Origin of the sequence: Lachnoclostridium edouardi (genome assembly GCF_900240245.1) — a bacterium.
GTDB lineage: Bacteria > Bacillota > Clostridia > Lachnospirales > Lachnospiraceae > Lachnoclostridium_A > Lachnoclostridium_A edouardi.
The window spans coordinates 1,482,717-1,497,184 of the sequence record NZ_OESQ01000001.1; the positions used below are offsets into that span (position 1 = coordinate 1,482,717).

Sequence of the window (14,468 nt, forward strand, 5' to 3'; positions counted from 1 at the left end):
TTTCTTAATTAATTATTTTTTCAATTACTGAATTCCCATAAGATCGCAAAGGGATAAAACGTAAATCTGGCTTGCGTTTACTGCGTCCTCAATATCTACATTTTCATTGTAGGAATGGATCCCCTCTGTGTTGGACGGGCCGTACTGAATTGTGGGGATTCCTAATGCCCTGTATTCTCTGGCATCGCTGGAGGCCCACTGATATGCAGGAATTACTTCAAATCCCCACAGCTTTTCTGCGTTTTTCTTAATCGCCTGCACAATCGCTTCTGTTTCCTCTGTATAGTTTCCTTCGCTCTTCCAGTGGAATTCACATTCAATTCCCTCTGTGCCTTCCAGACAACTATTTACAGTGTCAATAATTTCCTGATGATCTACTCCAATTGGAAGTCTTACGTCTACAATTGCCTCGCAGTAATCAGGCACCATATTAGGCCTTGTGCCGCCGTTAATAATTCCCACATTTGCAGATACGTGGCTGATTACCTCTCCGATTCCCGGCTCCCCGATTTCCTGCTCTGCAATCAATTTAGAGTTTTTCAAGGCATTGGCCTGGCTGTCCTTATAATGGCCCTGGATTTTTGTAAGAGCCTGCAGCTTATCTAACACTCTGCTTAATTTTATAATGGCATTGTCGCCTTTAAAGCCGCCTAAACTGCCGTGAGCAGATTTTCCTTTAGACTTCAGCACCAGATGCAGGCCGCCTTTCTGACCGATTTCAATTGTATTGTTAGAGGTAGGCTCTGCAATTAAGCAGGCGTTTCCGCCATCTGCGTAACCATTTTCGCACAGCCAGCGGGAACCGTACTCTCCGCCGCTTTCCTCATCAGATACAATGTGAAGGCGGATATTTCCATTTAACTCTGCCTTAGACTCTGCCAGGATTTTCATTGCAAATAAAAGTCCTGCTACGCCGGCCTTCATATCAGAAGTTCCTCGGCCTAAAATCAGCTTATCTGTCACTTCCCCGGAAAACGGGTCAAAATCCCACTGATCTCTGTCCCCTGCAGGCACTACATCTACATGGCCGTTTAAAATCACGCTGAAGCCTTCGTCTGAACCGATTTTCGCCAGCACGCAGGGATATTCTGGATTACAGGATACCTCCTCACATGGAATTCCCGCCTCAGTCAGATAATTTTTTACAAAATCCACAACCTCTCTCTGAGTTCCTGTTGGATTTTCGCTGGGAATTCTGATTAAATCAGACACCAGCTTTATAAGCTCCCCGCTTTTACTTTTTGCCAGCTCATATATTTCTTCTCTAGTCACCTTACTCATGTCAATCCTTCTTTCCTTCATTGTCATATAAGAAACATGCCACCTGATGTCCGCCTCCAATATCCTTTAACGCAGGAGTCTCTTTACAGCAGCGCTCCATACAGTTAGGACATCTGCCTGCCAAGGCGCAGCCCACCTGCTCTCCAATAGGACTTGGAATATCGCCCTTTAAAACAATTCTCTCTTTTTTCTCAAAAGGAGACTCTGTAGGAATCGCAGAAAGAAGGGCTTTTGTATACGGATGCAGCGGATCTTCATAAATCTTTTCTGCCGCGCACAGCTCTACAATCCTGCCTAAATACATAATTGCAATTCTGTCGCTTACATGTTTAATTACTCCCAAATCGTGAGAAATGAAAATATAGGTCAGACCGTACTCTTTTTGAAGCCGATTAAACAGGTTTAAAACCTGGGCCTGCACTGACACGTCCAGGGCGGAAACCGGCTCGTCGCAGACAATCACCTTAGGATTCATGGAAAGAGCTCTGGCCACGTTAATTCTCTGTCTCTGACCTCCTGAAAACTCATGGGGAAAACGCTGGGCATGGTGAATATCCAGACCTACCTCTCTTAAAAGCTCCAATACTCTTTCTTCCCTTTTCTTCTTATCCGGAATCAGACCGTGAACAATAATAGGCTCTTCTATTAATTTAGAAGCTGTCATTCGAGGGTCCAGGGAAGAGTAAGGGTCCTGAAAAACCATCTGAATATCCTTTTTTAAGGATTTCAGCTGGTCCTTTTTCAGCTGAAAAATATTTACTCCATTGTACTCTACTGTTCCTCTTGTAGCCTGATGAAGCTGAATCAAGGTTTTTCCGAAAGTAGATTTCCCGCAGCCAGACTCTCCGATTACGCCTAATGTTTCTCCCTCATAAACATCTACGGAAACATCATTGAGGGCGTGGAGAATCTGTGGCTTCTCGCCGAACTTTGTACCTTTTAACTTAAATTCCTTTGTCAGATTTCTAACCTTTAAAAGTACTTTCCTTTCCTCACTCATCCTTGTTCACCTCCCCTCTTACCAGCTTATTCTCTTTATTCTGTCTGTGGCAGGCCACAAAATGTCCTTCCTCCACTTCCACCAAAGGCGGCACCTGGTTGCAGCACTTTTCTGTTACATAAGGGCAGCGGTTATAAAAATTGCAACACTTTCCTGTAAGCCGCAGATCAGGGGGCGCTCCCGGAATCGTAGTTAATTCTCCTTTGCTTTCATCAGACAGCTTAGGCATAGAATCTAGCAGCCCCCATGTGTAAGGGTGAAGAGGCTTTGCGTAAAGCTCCTTAGTAGTTGCGTACTCTACTGTATTTCCCGCATACAGCACCATGACTGTATCGCACATTTCCCAAACTACCCCAAGATTGTGGGTAATCAGCAAAATGGAAGTATCATATTCCTTCTGAAGATCCTTTAACAAATCCAGAACCTGAGCCTGCACTGTTACGTCCAAAGCCGTAGTTGGCTCGTCGGCAATTACCATTTTAGGTCTGCAACACACTGCCATGGCAATAATTACACGCTGGCACATACCTCCTGAAAGCTCATAAGGATATGCCTCCATTCTCTTCTCCGGCTGAGGAATCCCCACTTTTTTTAAGGCCTCCACAGCCATGTCCCAGGCTTCTTTTTTTGTAACCTTCTGGTGGGCGCATATCATTTCCACCATCTGACTGCCGATTTTAAATACCGGGTCAAGGCTTGTCATAGGGTCCTGAAAAATAACCGCAATATCCTTTCCCCTAAAATCCAGCAGCTCCTTTTTATTTAATTTTAAAACATCTTTTCCGTCAAATTCAATCTGCCCGCCAACGATTTTTCCTGTACGAGGAGGCAGAAGGCGGATAATCGACGAAGATGTTACGCTTTTTCCTGATCCGGACTCTCCTACAATGCCCATTGTCTCGCCTCGCTTCAGTGTGAAGCTAACGCCGTCAACAGCCTTTGATACGCCGCTTGCAAGGAAAAAGTAGGTTTTTAAATCTTTTACCGTAAGTAATGTATCGCTCATAAATACTCCTTGTTTACTCGTATTTTTCCTTCATCTCCTGAAACGCTTTCCTAATCCGGCTAAGAAGATCAGGGTCCGTAAGCACGTCCACAGCTGTCATGGCCATTGCTTTAGAGCCTACTGCAATGGTGCGGTGGCCAGCCGGGCTTTTACATGCCTCCTGAAACTCCGGAGTGTGTCCCCGAAGCTCTGGCACCACTAAAACATAAGACTGCAGCCCTGGTATTTCGTGGGTTACATTGCCCATATCTGTACAGCCGATTCCCAAAGCTCTTTCCCTGGGTTTTACTGTTTCTCCTAAGTCTGTAAAGTTTTTCTCCAGCGCCTCTTCCAAAGCCTGATTATTTCTGATATCTTCATAAGCCAGACCGTCGTATTCCCACTTCATACTTGTGTTAGTAATATCTGCCACATGCTGACAAATGTCTAAAAATCTGTTCAGCAGCTCCAACTTATACTTCATGCTGAAGGAACGAATAGTAAACTTTGCCTGGCAGTGATCCGGAATATAAATAGGGTCTTCCCCGCCTTTAGAAATAATTCCCAGTATTTTCCCCTTATCTGCCAGCTCCAGCCGCATGGAATTTACAATCTGAAATAAATCTAATATAGGATTTAAGGCGCTTATACCTTCCTCAGGCCAGGTAGCCCCATGGGAGGTTTTGCCGTAATAATTTACAATAAGATCTGTTCTGGAGTATGAAATATCATTTACTACTGTATCATTGGCAGAATGGAGAATCATCGCTATATCAAGGCCTTCAAACGCGCCGTTTTTCAGCATGATAATCTTTCCCCCTCCGCCTTCTTCAGCCGGAGTTCCAAATACTGAAATTTTTCCTCCTGTCTGGTCAATCACAGACTTTAAGCCTGCTCCGGCGCCTACGGCCATAGCGCACATTAAATTGTGGCCGCAGGAATGTCCCATTCCCGGAACAGCGTCAAACTCTCCGAAAATTCCAATATTAGGTCCTGCTTTTTTGCTGTCATAAACTGCCTTTACAGAAGTCTCTATTCCTCCTACTCCTGTAGTCACCTGAAAACCAAATTTTTCTAAAAGCTGCGCCATGGAACGACAGGCATGAAACTCCTGAAAATTATATTCTGGGTGATCCCATATAGTGTCGGAAAGTGCAACCAGCTCCGGCAGAATTTCATCTACTCTTTTTTGTACCTGTTCTTTTAACAATGATACATCCACTGCTGTTTCCTCCTTATTTTCCAGTTGGTTTCCCTGAATTATTTTTTCATCTTAGGGTCCAGCACATCCCGGATTCCGTCTCCTAACAGGTTAAATCCAAGTACTGTTACCAAAATAAACAATCCGGAGATTGTAGCCACATGAGGAGCTGTATTTAAGCACTCCTTGCCCTGGCGGAGAATACTTCCCCAGGAAGACATAGGAGTTGCAATTCCCAGTCCTAAAAAGCTTAAAGCTGCCTCGGAAATAATAGCTCCTGCAATATTTAATGTGGAATATACAATAATAGGAGAAATTGTGTTAGGAAGAATGTGGCGGAACAGCATTCTGCCGTTGGAAATGCCAATTACCTTTCCTGCGTTGCAGTACTCTTCATTTTTTACAATATGAACCTCGCCGCGGACTACACGGGCAAAGCTGGGGATATTTCCTATTCCTATGGCAATAATCACATTTACAATGCCGGAGCCCAGTACTGTCATTAAAATAATAGAAAGCAGCACAAAAGGAAATGCCAGCAGTCCGTCCATAATACGCATAATCACAGTATCTACAAAGCCGCCTAAATATCCTGCAATTAGTCCTAAAAGAATTCCTATAATTCCGGCCACAATGGTGCCGCCTACTGCTACAATCATAGAAACCCTGGCTCCATATAAAATACGGGCAAATAAATCTCTGCCAAACTCATCTGTTCCAAATAAATGTCCGTCTTCTCCCGGCAGCAAATATGCGTTCAGAGGACTGATAGCGTCTGGGTCTACAGAGGTTAACAGCGGAGCAAAGACGGCGATAAATACCATAAATGCCACAATCACCAGGCCGACCATAGCCGTCTTATTTCTCTTCAGTTTATTCCACACATTGTTGGCACGGCGTTCTTTTTTTAACATTTCCTCCTGAGCGCTTACACCCAGGACTCCTGTTTTTTCCTGTGATCCCATTTATCTTCCTCCTCCCCCTGCTTCGTAGCTTACTCTTGGGTTAATCATCATATATACTACGTCTACTAAAAGATTAACCACTACAAATATTACTGCAATAAATAAAACTGTTCCCTGGATCAGCTGGTAATCCCGGTTGTTAATAGCGTTAACAATCATCGTTCCCATACCTGGCCATGAGAAAATGCTTTCTGTCAGAATAGCTCCGGTAAATGCCTGGGCAATCTGAAGTCCCAGCACAGTTACAATTGGAGGAAGGGCATTTTTTAACGCGTGCTTCCAGATAACGCTGCTTTCCTTAATTCCTCTTGCCCGCAGGGATTTTACAGATTCTTTATTAATTACTTCCAGCATACTGGAACGTGAAATTCTGGCAAATGTAGCCATTGGAATTGTGGCCAGACAGAAGCACGGCAAAACCATATGGGATACTACGTCCCCTATTCCTTTTTCCATACTTCCCATACCTAAAGCAGGCAGCCATCCTAAATTTACGCTGAACTGCATAACCAGCATCATACCCAGCCAGAAAATAGGCATAGACACGCCGACTAAGGCCAGAACCATAAAAATATAATCTAATATGGAGTACTGATGTAAGGAAGAAAATACTCCTACAAAAACTCCCAGTATCAGAGCAATCACAAGGCTGGGAACAGCGATTGCCAAAGTATTTGGAATACGCTCTGCTATCAGCTCTGTCACCGGTCTTTTATCTACATATGAATAGCCAAAATCTCCATGAAGAATGTCCACTACATAGTCTACATACTGCTCTACCTTGCTTTTATTCAGTCCCATTTCAATTTCCAGCTCAGCAATCGCATCAGGGGAGGCCTGAGGACCTAATACTGTCCGCGCCGGATTTCCCGGAATCATTCTGGTCAGGATAAATGTCAGTGTAACTACAATAAATAGAGTGGGAATACTTTGAAGAATTCTTTTTAATATTGTCTTTAACACGAATTCGCACCACCGTTTCCTTTTTTGCTTTTATTCCTGAACAGGGAGTGCCGCTGTTTTGCAGCACTCCCTGAACAATCTTAGTTTCTATGTTTCCAATCCAGCTTTATAATTACTGTACCTTCCATACGTTGAATTCTGGAGTTACAAAGAACATCTGGTTATCTGCTCTCTGGTTGAATTCCTGTACAGCTGGATTTAATGCGTGAATTACTTTTTCGTTTGCATAGTAGATTCCTGGAAGCTCTTCTGTAATAATCTTCAGAGCCTGTTTGTAATAGTCAGCGCGCTCGTTCTGGTCTGTAGCCTGTAAGCCCTTAGACAGCAGATCGTCTACTTCTGCGTTGGAGAAGCCCTGTCCGTTTCCAAGAGCGCCGATTTCGCTGCTGGAGAACAGTTTATTCAGGAAGAAGTATGGGTCCGGATACCATGTCCAGGACATTCCGTACATATCTGCACTTCCGGAGGAAGCTGCCTCGCTGAAGGTTCCCCACTCGCTCTTTTTAATGTTAACAGTTACATTCAGGTTAGTCTTTAAGTATGCCTGTACTAAGGTTGCCATTTTCTCACGAAGAGCTGTGTTGGAAATGTACAGATCGCAAGTAAATCCATCTGGGTATCCTGCTTCAGCTAAAAGCTGTTTTGCGCCTTCTGGATCATAGTCAGGCACCAGGCTTTCCAGGCTTGCATCATATCCCCAGGAGTTTGGAGGCAGAGCTAATTTTGCAGGTGTAGCCTCGCCATACTGGTAAATACTTGCTGTCATCTCTTCTACGTTAATTGCCTTAATTAAAGCTTCTCTTACTTTTTTGTCCTTAGTAGGTCCATTAACCTGGTTAAAGTAAATATATGCCACGTGAAGTCCTGGCATCTCTAAAACCTGCAGCTTGGAGTCCTGACGTGCGGCTTCTACAGACTCGCCTGTAATACTGGAAGCAATGTCAATTTCCCCTGTTTTTAATGCGTTTACTGCCTGGTTAGAATCTGTAATTGGCTTAAACACCAGCTTGTCCAGGTTTGGCTCTGCTACGAAATAATCAGGATTCTTTACAAGTACAGCTTCCTGATCCAGTTTAAAGGATTCCATTGCAAAAGGACCTGTACCTACTAAATGAGCTCCAAACTCATCTCCCCAGCCTTCTACTTCTTCCTTAGGAACAATAGAGTTTCCGGCGTCTGTAAGTGCTGTCAGGAAGGAAGCATTTGGTCCTGTTAAAGTACATGTTACTTCCCAGTCCCCTGTTACTTCTGCATTTGCCAGCATGTCCAGACGGTTCATAGAGGATTCCTTAGCAGAACGATTTAAGGAATATGCAACGTCCTCTGCTGTCATTTCTCTTCCATCCTGGTACTGGCCTTTCTGGAAATGAACGCCCTGGCGAATCTTAAACACATATGTTACTCCGTCCTCGCTGATTGTCCACTCCTCTGCCAGGGATGGAACAATTTCTGTCAGATCCTTGTCATACTCTACTATACGGTCACAGACATTCTGAATAATCTGTCCCTCATAAGAACCTGTGTACAGAATAGGATCTAAGTTTCTCGGAGAGGAAGATAAAGAAACTGTAATAGTTCCTCCCTTAGTTACCTCGTCCGGAACAGCAATCGTTTCTTTTTCTACTGGCTGTGTTGCCTCAGTTGATGATCCGGTATCGCTTTTTTTAGAACCGCCACATGCAGTCAGGGATACCGCCATAGCAAGGGCAAGCATCAGGGCTACGCTTCTCTTTTTCATAGTTGCCTCCTTAAATAAATCTTCTTAAATTTAATTTTATATCTTAAACACTTTCCTGCCGCAGCCTGAAAAATGTCAGATTATCTTTTGTTTATCAGTATATTGATTACTGATTCTCATGTTTCTTTAGCCAGCGGACCGCCGCCTCCGCGTAAACAGCCGCCATTTTGTGAATAGAGTTTTCATTAAAAGTAACTCTGGGATCGTGAACCCCGTACAAATATCCCTCATTCTCATCTCCAGTGCCAAACCAGAACAATGCAGACGGAATTTCCTGGGAAATAACAGAAAAGTCTTCTGAGCCGGTCATAGGCTCCATTTCATAGGCTGTGCCCTCTCCCAATAAATCGTCAATATAACCGGCGATTTCACTTGTCAGACCTTCATCATTTACCATTGGGGGGATTCCCTTATTTTCAAATGTTACCTGACAGTCTGCACGAAATGCAGCCGCCACTCCCTTTGCAATTTCCTCTAAACGTTTCTTTGCAAAGCTTCGCACCTCATTATCCATAGTGCGGATAGAGCCTTCCAAAACTACTTCCCCAGGCATAATATTGGGAGCTGTTCCTCCGTGAATCATACACACAGTCATTACTAACATACTGGCAGGATGTACTTCCCGGCTGTTGATCCCCTCCAGGGCAATCACAATATGGCAGGCCGCATGAATAGGATCTACATTCATATGAGGCGCCGCTCCGTGTCCGCCTTTTCCTATTACCTTAATGCGGAACAAATCGCTGGAGCCGCAGGCATTGCCTTTGGCATACCCTGCCGTGCCTGAAGGACCGTGAACAACGTGAAGGGCTAATGCTGCGTCCGGCTTTGGATTATTTAAAATCCCTGCCTCCACCATATCCTGGGCACCAGTCATTCTTTCCTCTGCCGGCTGGAAAATTAGTTTTACCTGGCCCTTTAGCTCTGCTTCTCTTTCCTTTAGAATTTGAGCGGCTCCTAAAAGAGCGGTTGTATGTATATCATGGCCGCAGGCGTGCATATATCCGTTTTCAGAAGCAAAGGGAAGCTTTGTTTCTTCTTTCATAGGAAGGGCGTCCATATCTGCACGAAGCAGAATTGTCTTTCCTCCCTGCTTTCCTATATTTACCGCAATGCCGGCCTGGCCCACAGCCTCTGGCTTTAAGCCCATTGCTTCCAGTTTCTCCCACACAAAATGCAGAGTTCTTGGCAATTCAAAGCCTATCTCCGGGTTTTGATGAATTTCCCTTCTAACAGATATCAGCTCCGGAGCCAGTTCCTCCGCCCGCTTTAATGTTTTATTCATCTTTATATTCCTCGTTTCTGTCTATCCCTATTCTGTCTTTGTCTGTCCACCATTCGTCTTTTTACGGCGGATATACCTATTTATTTTATCTTTTTAAGCCCTAAATTACAAGTCAAATCTATATTCGACACCTTTTTTGTGAATTCACTGTATTTTACACTTATATTCTTTACATTTTTTGTGTATAATTACCCACTTTTCCAGGAAACTTTTTTACAAATAAAATCCATTTAAAGCTATTGACCGTTATGTCCATATGTTATAGACTAATCTTCAATGGACTTTAAATTCATTATTAATTTAGGAGGTTATTTTATTATGTTATTGAGACAGGTTCTTGAACTTTTTGATCTGCTGGATACACCGGCAGCAAACGGAAAGCAGATTACTGATCTGTTAAAAAGCAGAGGCGCCCATGAGGTTTCAGTGGAAACTGTAACAGGAGATGAGGGCAGCACTGACTGCGTTACTATTTTAATTAAAGGAAGCGACGGAAAAAGCAGCGGCGGCAGCACTCCTACCTTAGGTATTATCGGACGTCTTGGCGGACTAGGCGCACGCCCATCTGTAACCGGCTTTGTGTCAGACGGAGACGGAGCTTTAGCTGCCTTATCAGCCGGCTTAAAACTGGCAGAAATGAATGCTAACGGCGACGTTTTAAAGGGCGATATTATTATTGCAACACATATTTGTCCTGACGCGCCTACACAGGAGCATTATCCGGTGCCTTTTATGGGTTCACCTATTGACATGGAAACAAATAATGAAAAAGAAGTAGATCCAAGAATGGACGCTATTCTTTCTATTGACACAACTAAAGGCAATAAGGTTATTAATGTAAACGGTTTTGCCATTTCCCCTACAATTAAATCAGGATACATACTGGAAGTCAGCGATTCTCTTCTGGATGTAATGTCCAGAGTTACAGGCAAGCTTCCTGCAGTATTCCCTGTGGCTCAGCAGGATATTACTCCTTACGGAAATGATCTTCATCATTTAAACAGCATTCTTCAGCCTGCCACAGCTACAGATGCTCCTGTTGTAGGCGTGGCTATTACAACTGAGCAGCCTGTTGCCGGCTGCGCTACAGGCGCAAGCCATCCTTTAGACGTAGAATCAGCCGCCCGCTTTGCCGTTGAGGTTGCGAAAGGCTACAGCGAAGGCACTATTTCTTTCTACAGCGAAAAGGAATATAACCACCTGTTAAAGCTGTACGGAGAAATGAAACATTTTCAGACATTTGGAAAGAACTAAGGTTAAAAATTATTATGGCTGACACATCAGTAAATGCAATGAAAAAAACAATCATTGCTGCAATTACTATTGGACAGGCTCCCAGAACAGATATTACGGCAGATATTCGCCCTATGCTGTCTCCTTCTATTGAATTAAGAGAATATGGAGCTTTAGATTTATATTCCAAGGCAGAGTGTGAAAAACAATTTGGCCCCAGATCTGGGGACGCTGTGCTGGTTTCCAGAATGAGGGACGGCAGTCAGGTAAAAATGGCGGAATCAGCTGTGATTCCCCTGGTTCAGGACTGTATATGCCGGGCGGAAAAGGAAGGGGCTAAGGCCACGGTTTTACTGTGTACAGGTCATTTTCCTTCCTTTCGCCACGAAAGGTTTCTCCTGATTCCCCAGCCTGTTATTCATTCTATGGTAAAGGCTTTGGCTCAAGACAGTACTGTAGGCGTAATTGTCCCTGACCAGGACCAGCAAATGCAAGTAGAACAGCTTTTTTCTTCTAATGGAGTTTCTGTTATAACTGCAGCTGCTTCTCCTTATTTAGAGTCTGATAAAATGAAGGAAGCTGCAACTGCCGCCGCTAAGGGAAAGCCTGCCTTTATTTATCTGGATTGTATGGGCTACAGCGCTAATATGAAGCAGGCTGTTCATCAGGCCTCCGGGCTTCCGGTAGTACTGCCCAGAACTATGATAGCCAGAATGATTAACGAGCTTTTCGCCTGATGATACATCATTGATACATTACAGAAGGGATCTGAGAAACATGATATGCATTAAAAACGGACTTCTTCACACCATGGAGGAGGAAACTCCCTGGGTTGGAGATATTCTGACAGATAACGGCAAGATTATAAAAATTCAGGAGAATATAGAGGCAGGGGAGGCTGATCAGGTTATAGACGCCTCTGGATTACATGTTTATCCAGGCTTTGTGGAGGCTCACTGTCACATTGGCTTAGATGGATACGCCGTAGGTTACGAGGGCCATGATTACTGTGAGTTAAACGACTATTCCACACCACAGCTGAGAGCTATAGACGGAATAAATCCTATGGATGAATGCTTTCTACATGCTGCAAATGCAGGAGTTACCTGTGTAGGCACAGGTCCAGGAAGCGCCGACGCTTTAGGGGGCACCTTTGTGGCTGTAAAAACCTGGGGTAAACGAGTGGAATCTATGATCGTCAAAGATCCTGTAGCTATGAAGTGTGCTTTTGGCGAGAATCCTAAGAATTGTTATCAGACAAAGGGCATTACCTCCCGCATGACTACTGCCGCAGTTATCCGCCAGGCTTTATTTAAGGCAAAGCAGTATAAGGAGAAATTGGAGGCTGCCGGCGGCGATCCTTTAAAGAAGCCGGAATTTGATTTAAAAAGCCAGTCGCTGATTCCTGTGCTGGAAAGAACTATTCCGTTAAAGGCTCACGCACATCAGGCAAACGATATTTTTACTGCTCTGCGCATTGCCAGAGAATTTCATGTGGATATTACTTTAGAACATGTTACTGAAGGACATCTGATTGCAGATGAGCTTATTAAGGAACATGTTCCTATGGCCGTAGGACCTACTTTAACCCACGCCACTAAGTTTGAGCTGCAGAATAAGTCCTTTACTACTCCCGGCATACTTTCAAAAGCAGGAGGACAGGTTTCTATTATCACAGACGCTCCTGTAATTCCTATTGAGTACCTGCCTCTTTGTGCCGGCCTGGCTGCTAAAGCAGGAATGGAGCCTTATGAAGCTTTAAAGGCTATTACAATTAATCCGGCTAAGCATTTAGGCATTGCAGACCGTGTAGGCAGTCTGGCTCAGGGAAAGGATGCAGATATCGTTATTACTGACGGCAATCCTTTATCTGTGGAAACCCAGGTAAAATATGTATTTATTAATGGAGATCTGATTCACAGAGCATAACCATTATTAATCCAAAAATAGTAATGCTTATAACAATCAAAAGCCGCCCCGCTTATGTCCCTGTTCCCACAAGGTATAAACGCGGCGGTTTTTAATATTTCATATAAATTGTTACATCAATTCTTACATCATTTTATCTGCCATAGCCATCACAGCTGCTCCCAGCTCCTCTGACTTCTTCTCTCCATCCTCTAAAGAGGTTCCTTTTACTCCATAATAGAACTTGATCTTTGGCTCTGTACCAGAAGGTCTTACGCAAACCCATGCGCCGCCTTCTAAGTCATAATAAAGTACATTGGAAGATGGAAGGCCTGTTGGAACCACATTTCCTGTAGCCATATCCTTAATTGTATCTTCTTTGTAATCTCTTGCGGAAACTACTTTGTATCCGCCGATTTCTGAAGGAGTATCCTTGCGCAGGCTTTCCATAATAGACTGAATCTTAGCCAGCCCCTCAATACCAGATAAGCCAATGGATTTTACTGAATCTATACAGTATCCATATTTCTCATACATAGCAATCATGGCATCCCACAAGGTCATATTTTTTGTTTTATAGTAGGCTGCAGCCTCGCATAAAGCTACTGTAGCGGAAATGGCGTCCTTATCCCTCGCATATGTGCCTATGAGGCAGCCATAGCTTTCTTCCATTCCGAAAAGGTAAGTGCCTTTGCCTGTGTTTTCATTTTTCAAAATCTGCTGGCCAATCCATTTAAAGCCAGTAAGCACTTCTATTAACTCCAAGCCGTAACCTTTGGCGATCTCATCAATAAGGTTTGTGGACACAATAGATTTTACAACCTGTCCGTCCTCAGGAATCAAGCCTCTCTCCTTTTTCTGGCTTAACACATACTCGCACAGCAGAGAGCCTGACATATTGCCTGTAAGAGGAATATACTGCCCTGATTTTGTATCTTTTACATACACGCCCAAACGGTCTGCATCCGGGTCCGTTGCCAGAACCAGGTCTGCATCCAGCTCCCCAGCCATTTTAAGTCCCAGCTCAAAAGCCTCTTTGGACTCAGGGTTAGGATAGCTTACAGTTGGGAAATTGCCGTCAGGAAGCTCCTGCTCCGGCACTACGTACACATGGGTAAAGCCAATTTCTTTTAAAGCTCTTCTGGCAGGTATATTGCCTGTGCCGTGAAGAGGTGAATAAACGATTTTAATACTGTCCTGCATCTGGTCAATGGCATCCTGGTTCACTACTTGAGCCTTTACCTGGGCAATATATTTATCATCAATCTCAGCGCCGATAATCTGATACTTTCCGGCAGCCACAGCCTCCTCTACAGTGGTTGTCTTTACTGTAGACAAATCTTCAATAGCCAGAACCTCTTCTGTAACTCCTTTATCGTGAGGCGGTGTAAACTGAGCGCCGTCCTCCCAATAAACCTTATATCCGTTATATTCAGGCGGGTTATGGCTGGCTGTAATGTTAATTCCCGCAATACAGCCCAGCTCACGTACAGCAAAGGAAAGCTCTGGAGTAGGACGCAGGGACTCAAACTTATATGCTTTGATTCCGTTGGCCGCCAGTGTCAGCGCAGCCTCCTGTGCAAATTCAGGGGACATATGTCTGGAGTCATAGGCAATAGCCACTCCCTTGTCGGCTCCACCCTGTTTAATAATATAGTTAGCCAGGCCCTGTGTTGCTCTGCGTACTACATAAATATTCATTCTATTAATGCCGGCGCCGATAATTCCTCTTAAACCTGCCGTGCCGAATTCTAAGTCCATGTAAAAACGCTCTTTAATTTCATTTTCATCATTTGCTATTGCCTTCAGCTCTTCTTTTGTCTTCTCATCAAAGTATGGATTAGAAAGCCATTCTTCGTAAATTTTCATATAATCTTTCATTATCCTGCTTCCTCCTTTTTAGTGCTAT

General features: G+C 44.0%; 12 protein-coding genes. 3 read left to right on the top strand and 9 right to left on the bottom strand.

The window, feature by feature from the left end:
* Positions 1 to 24: 24 nt before the first annotated feature.
* From C1A07_RS06860 to C1A07_RS06895, 8 genes are all read right to left on the bottom strand, one after another.
* A complete protein-coding gene (locus C1A07_RS06860) occupies positions 25 to 1,308 on the bottom strand; it encodes a M20 family metallopeptidase (protein WP_242972272.1) in 1,284 nt (427 codons plus the stop codon).
* Entirely contained in the window at positions 1,283 to 2,281 is a 999-nt protein-coding gene (locus C1A07_RS06865; protein WP_101876456.1) for an ABC transporter ATP-binding protein, read from the bottom strand. The genes C1A07_RS06860 and C1A07_RS06865 overlap by 26 nt, the downstream gene beginning before the upstream one ends.
* Positions 2,274 to 3,287: an ABC transporter ATP-binding protein gene (locus C1A07_RS06870; protein ID WP_101876457.1), complete on the bottom strand. Its 1,014-nt coding sequence runs from the start codon at positions 3,285 to 3,287 to the stop codon at positions 2,274 to 2,276. The genes C1A07_RS06865 and C1A07_RS06870 overlap by 8 nt, the downstream gene beginning before the upstream one ends.
* Before the next feature lie 13 nt (positions 3,288 to 3,300).
* Positions 3,301 to 4,488, bottom strand: a complete 1,188-nt coding sequence (locus C1A07_RS06875; protein ID WP_101876458.1) for a M20 family metallopeptidase — start codon at positions 4,486 to 4,488, stop codon at positions 3,301 to 3,303.
* A 38-nt stretch (positions 4,489 to 4,526) separates the two neighbouring features.
* Positions 4,527 to 5,432 (bottom strand): ABC transporter permease, encoded by a 906-nt coding sequence (locus C1A07_RS06880; RefSeq protein ID WP_101876459.1) that lies wholly within the window; start codon positions 5,430 to 5,432, stop codon positions 4,527 to 4,529.
* Positions 5,433 to 6,395, bottom strand: coding sequence for an ABC transporter permease (locus C1A07_RS06885; protein WP_101876460.1), 963 nt, complete (start codon positions 6,393 to 6,395; stop codon positions 5,433 to 5,435).
* A gap of 112 nt (positions 6,396 to 6,507) precedes the next feature.
* A complete protein-coding gene (locus C1A07_RS06890) occupies positions 6,508 to 8,133 on the bottom strand; it encodes an ABC transporter substrate-binding protein (protein WP_101876461.1) in 1,626 nt (541 codons plus the stop codon).
* A 106-nt stretch (positions 8,134 to 8,239) separates the two neighbouring features.
* Entirely contained in the window at positions 8,240 to 9,418 is a 1,179-nt protein-coding gene (locus C1A07_RS06895) for a M20 metallopeptidase family protein (RefSeq protein ID WP_101876462.1), read from the bottom strand.
* 318 nt (positions 9,419 to 9,736) lie between these two features.
* On the opposite strand from C1A07_RS06895, the gene C1A07_RS06900 reads away from it, so the two are divergent.
* Genes C1A07_RS06900 through C1A07_RS06910 form a run of 3 tightly spaced genes read left to right on the top strand, consistent with a single transcriptional unit; the run spans position 9,737 to position 12,580 of the window.
* Entirely contained in the window at positions 9,737 to 10,672 is a 936-nt protein-coding gene (locus tag C1A07_RS06900; RefSeq protein WP_101876463.1) for a DUF1177 domain-containing protein, read from the top strand.
* Between the two features lie 14 nt (positions 10,673 to 10,686).
* On the top strand, positions 10,687 to 11,388 hold the full coding sequence (locus tag C1A07_RS06905) for an AroM family protein (RefSeq protein WP_242972273.1): 702 nt from the start codon (positions 10,687 to 10,689) through the stop codon (positions 11,386 to 11,388).
* 40 nt (positions 11,389 to 11,428) lie between these two features.
* On the top strand, positions 11,429 to 12,580 hold the full coding sequence (locus C1A07_RS06910) for an amidohydrolase (protein WP_101876464.1): 1,152 nt from the start codon (positions 11,429 to 11,431) through the stop codon (positions 12,578 to 12,580).
* A gap of 123 nt (positions 12,581 to 12,703) precedes the next feature.
* Here C1A07_RS06910 and C1A07_RS06915 read toward each other — a convergent pair whose 3' ends face one another.
* Complete coding sequence (locus tag C1A07_RS06915) at positions 12,704 to 14,440, bottom strand: phospho-sugar mutase (RefSeq protein WP_101876465.1); 1,737 nt, start codon at positions 14,438 to 14,440, stop codon at positions 12,704 to 12,706.
* Positions 14,441 to 14,468: the final 28 nt, after the last annotated feature.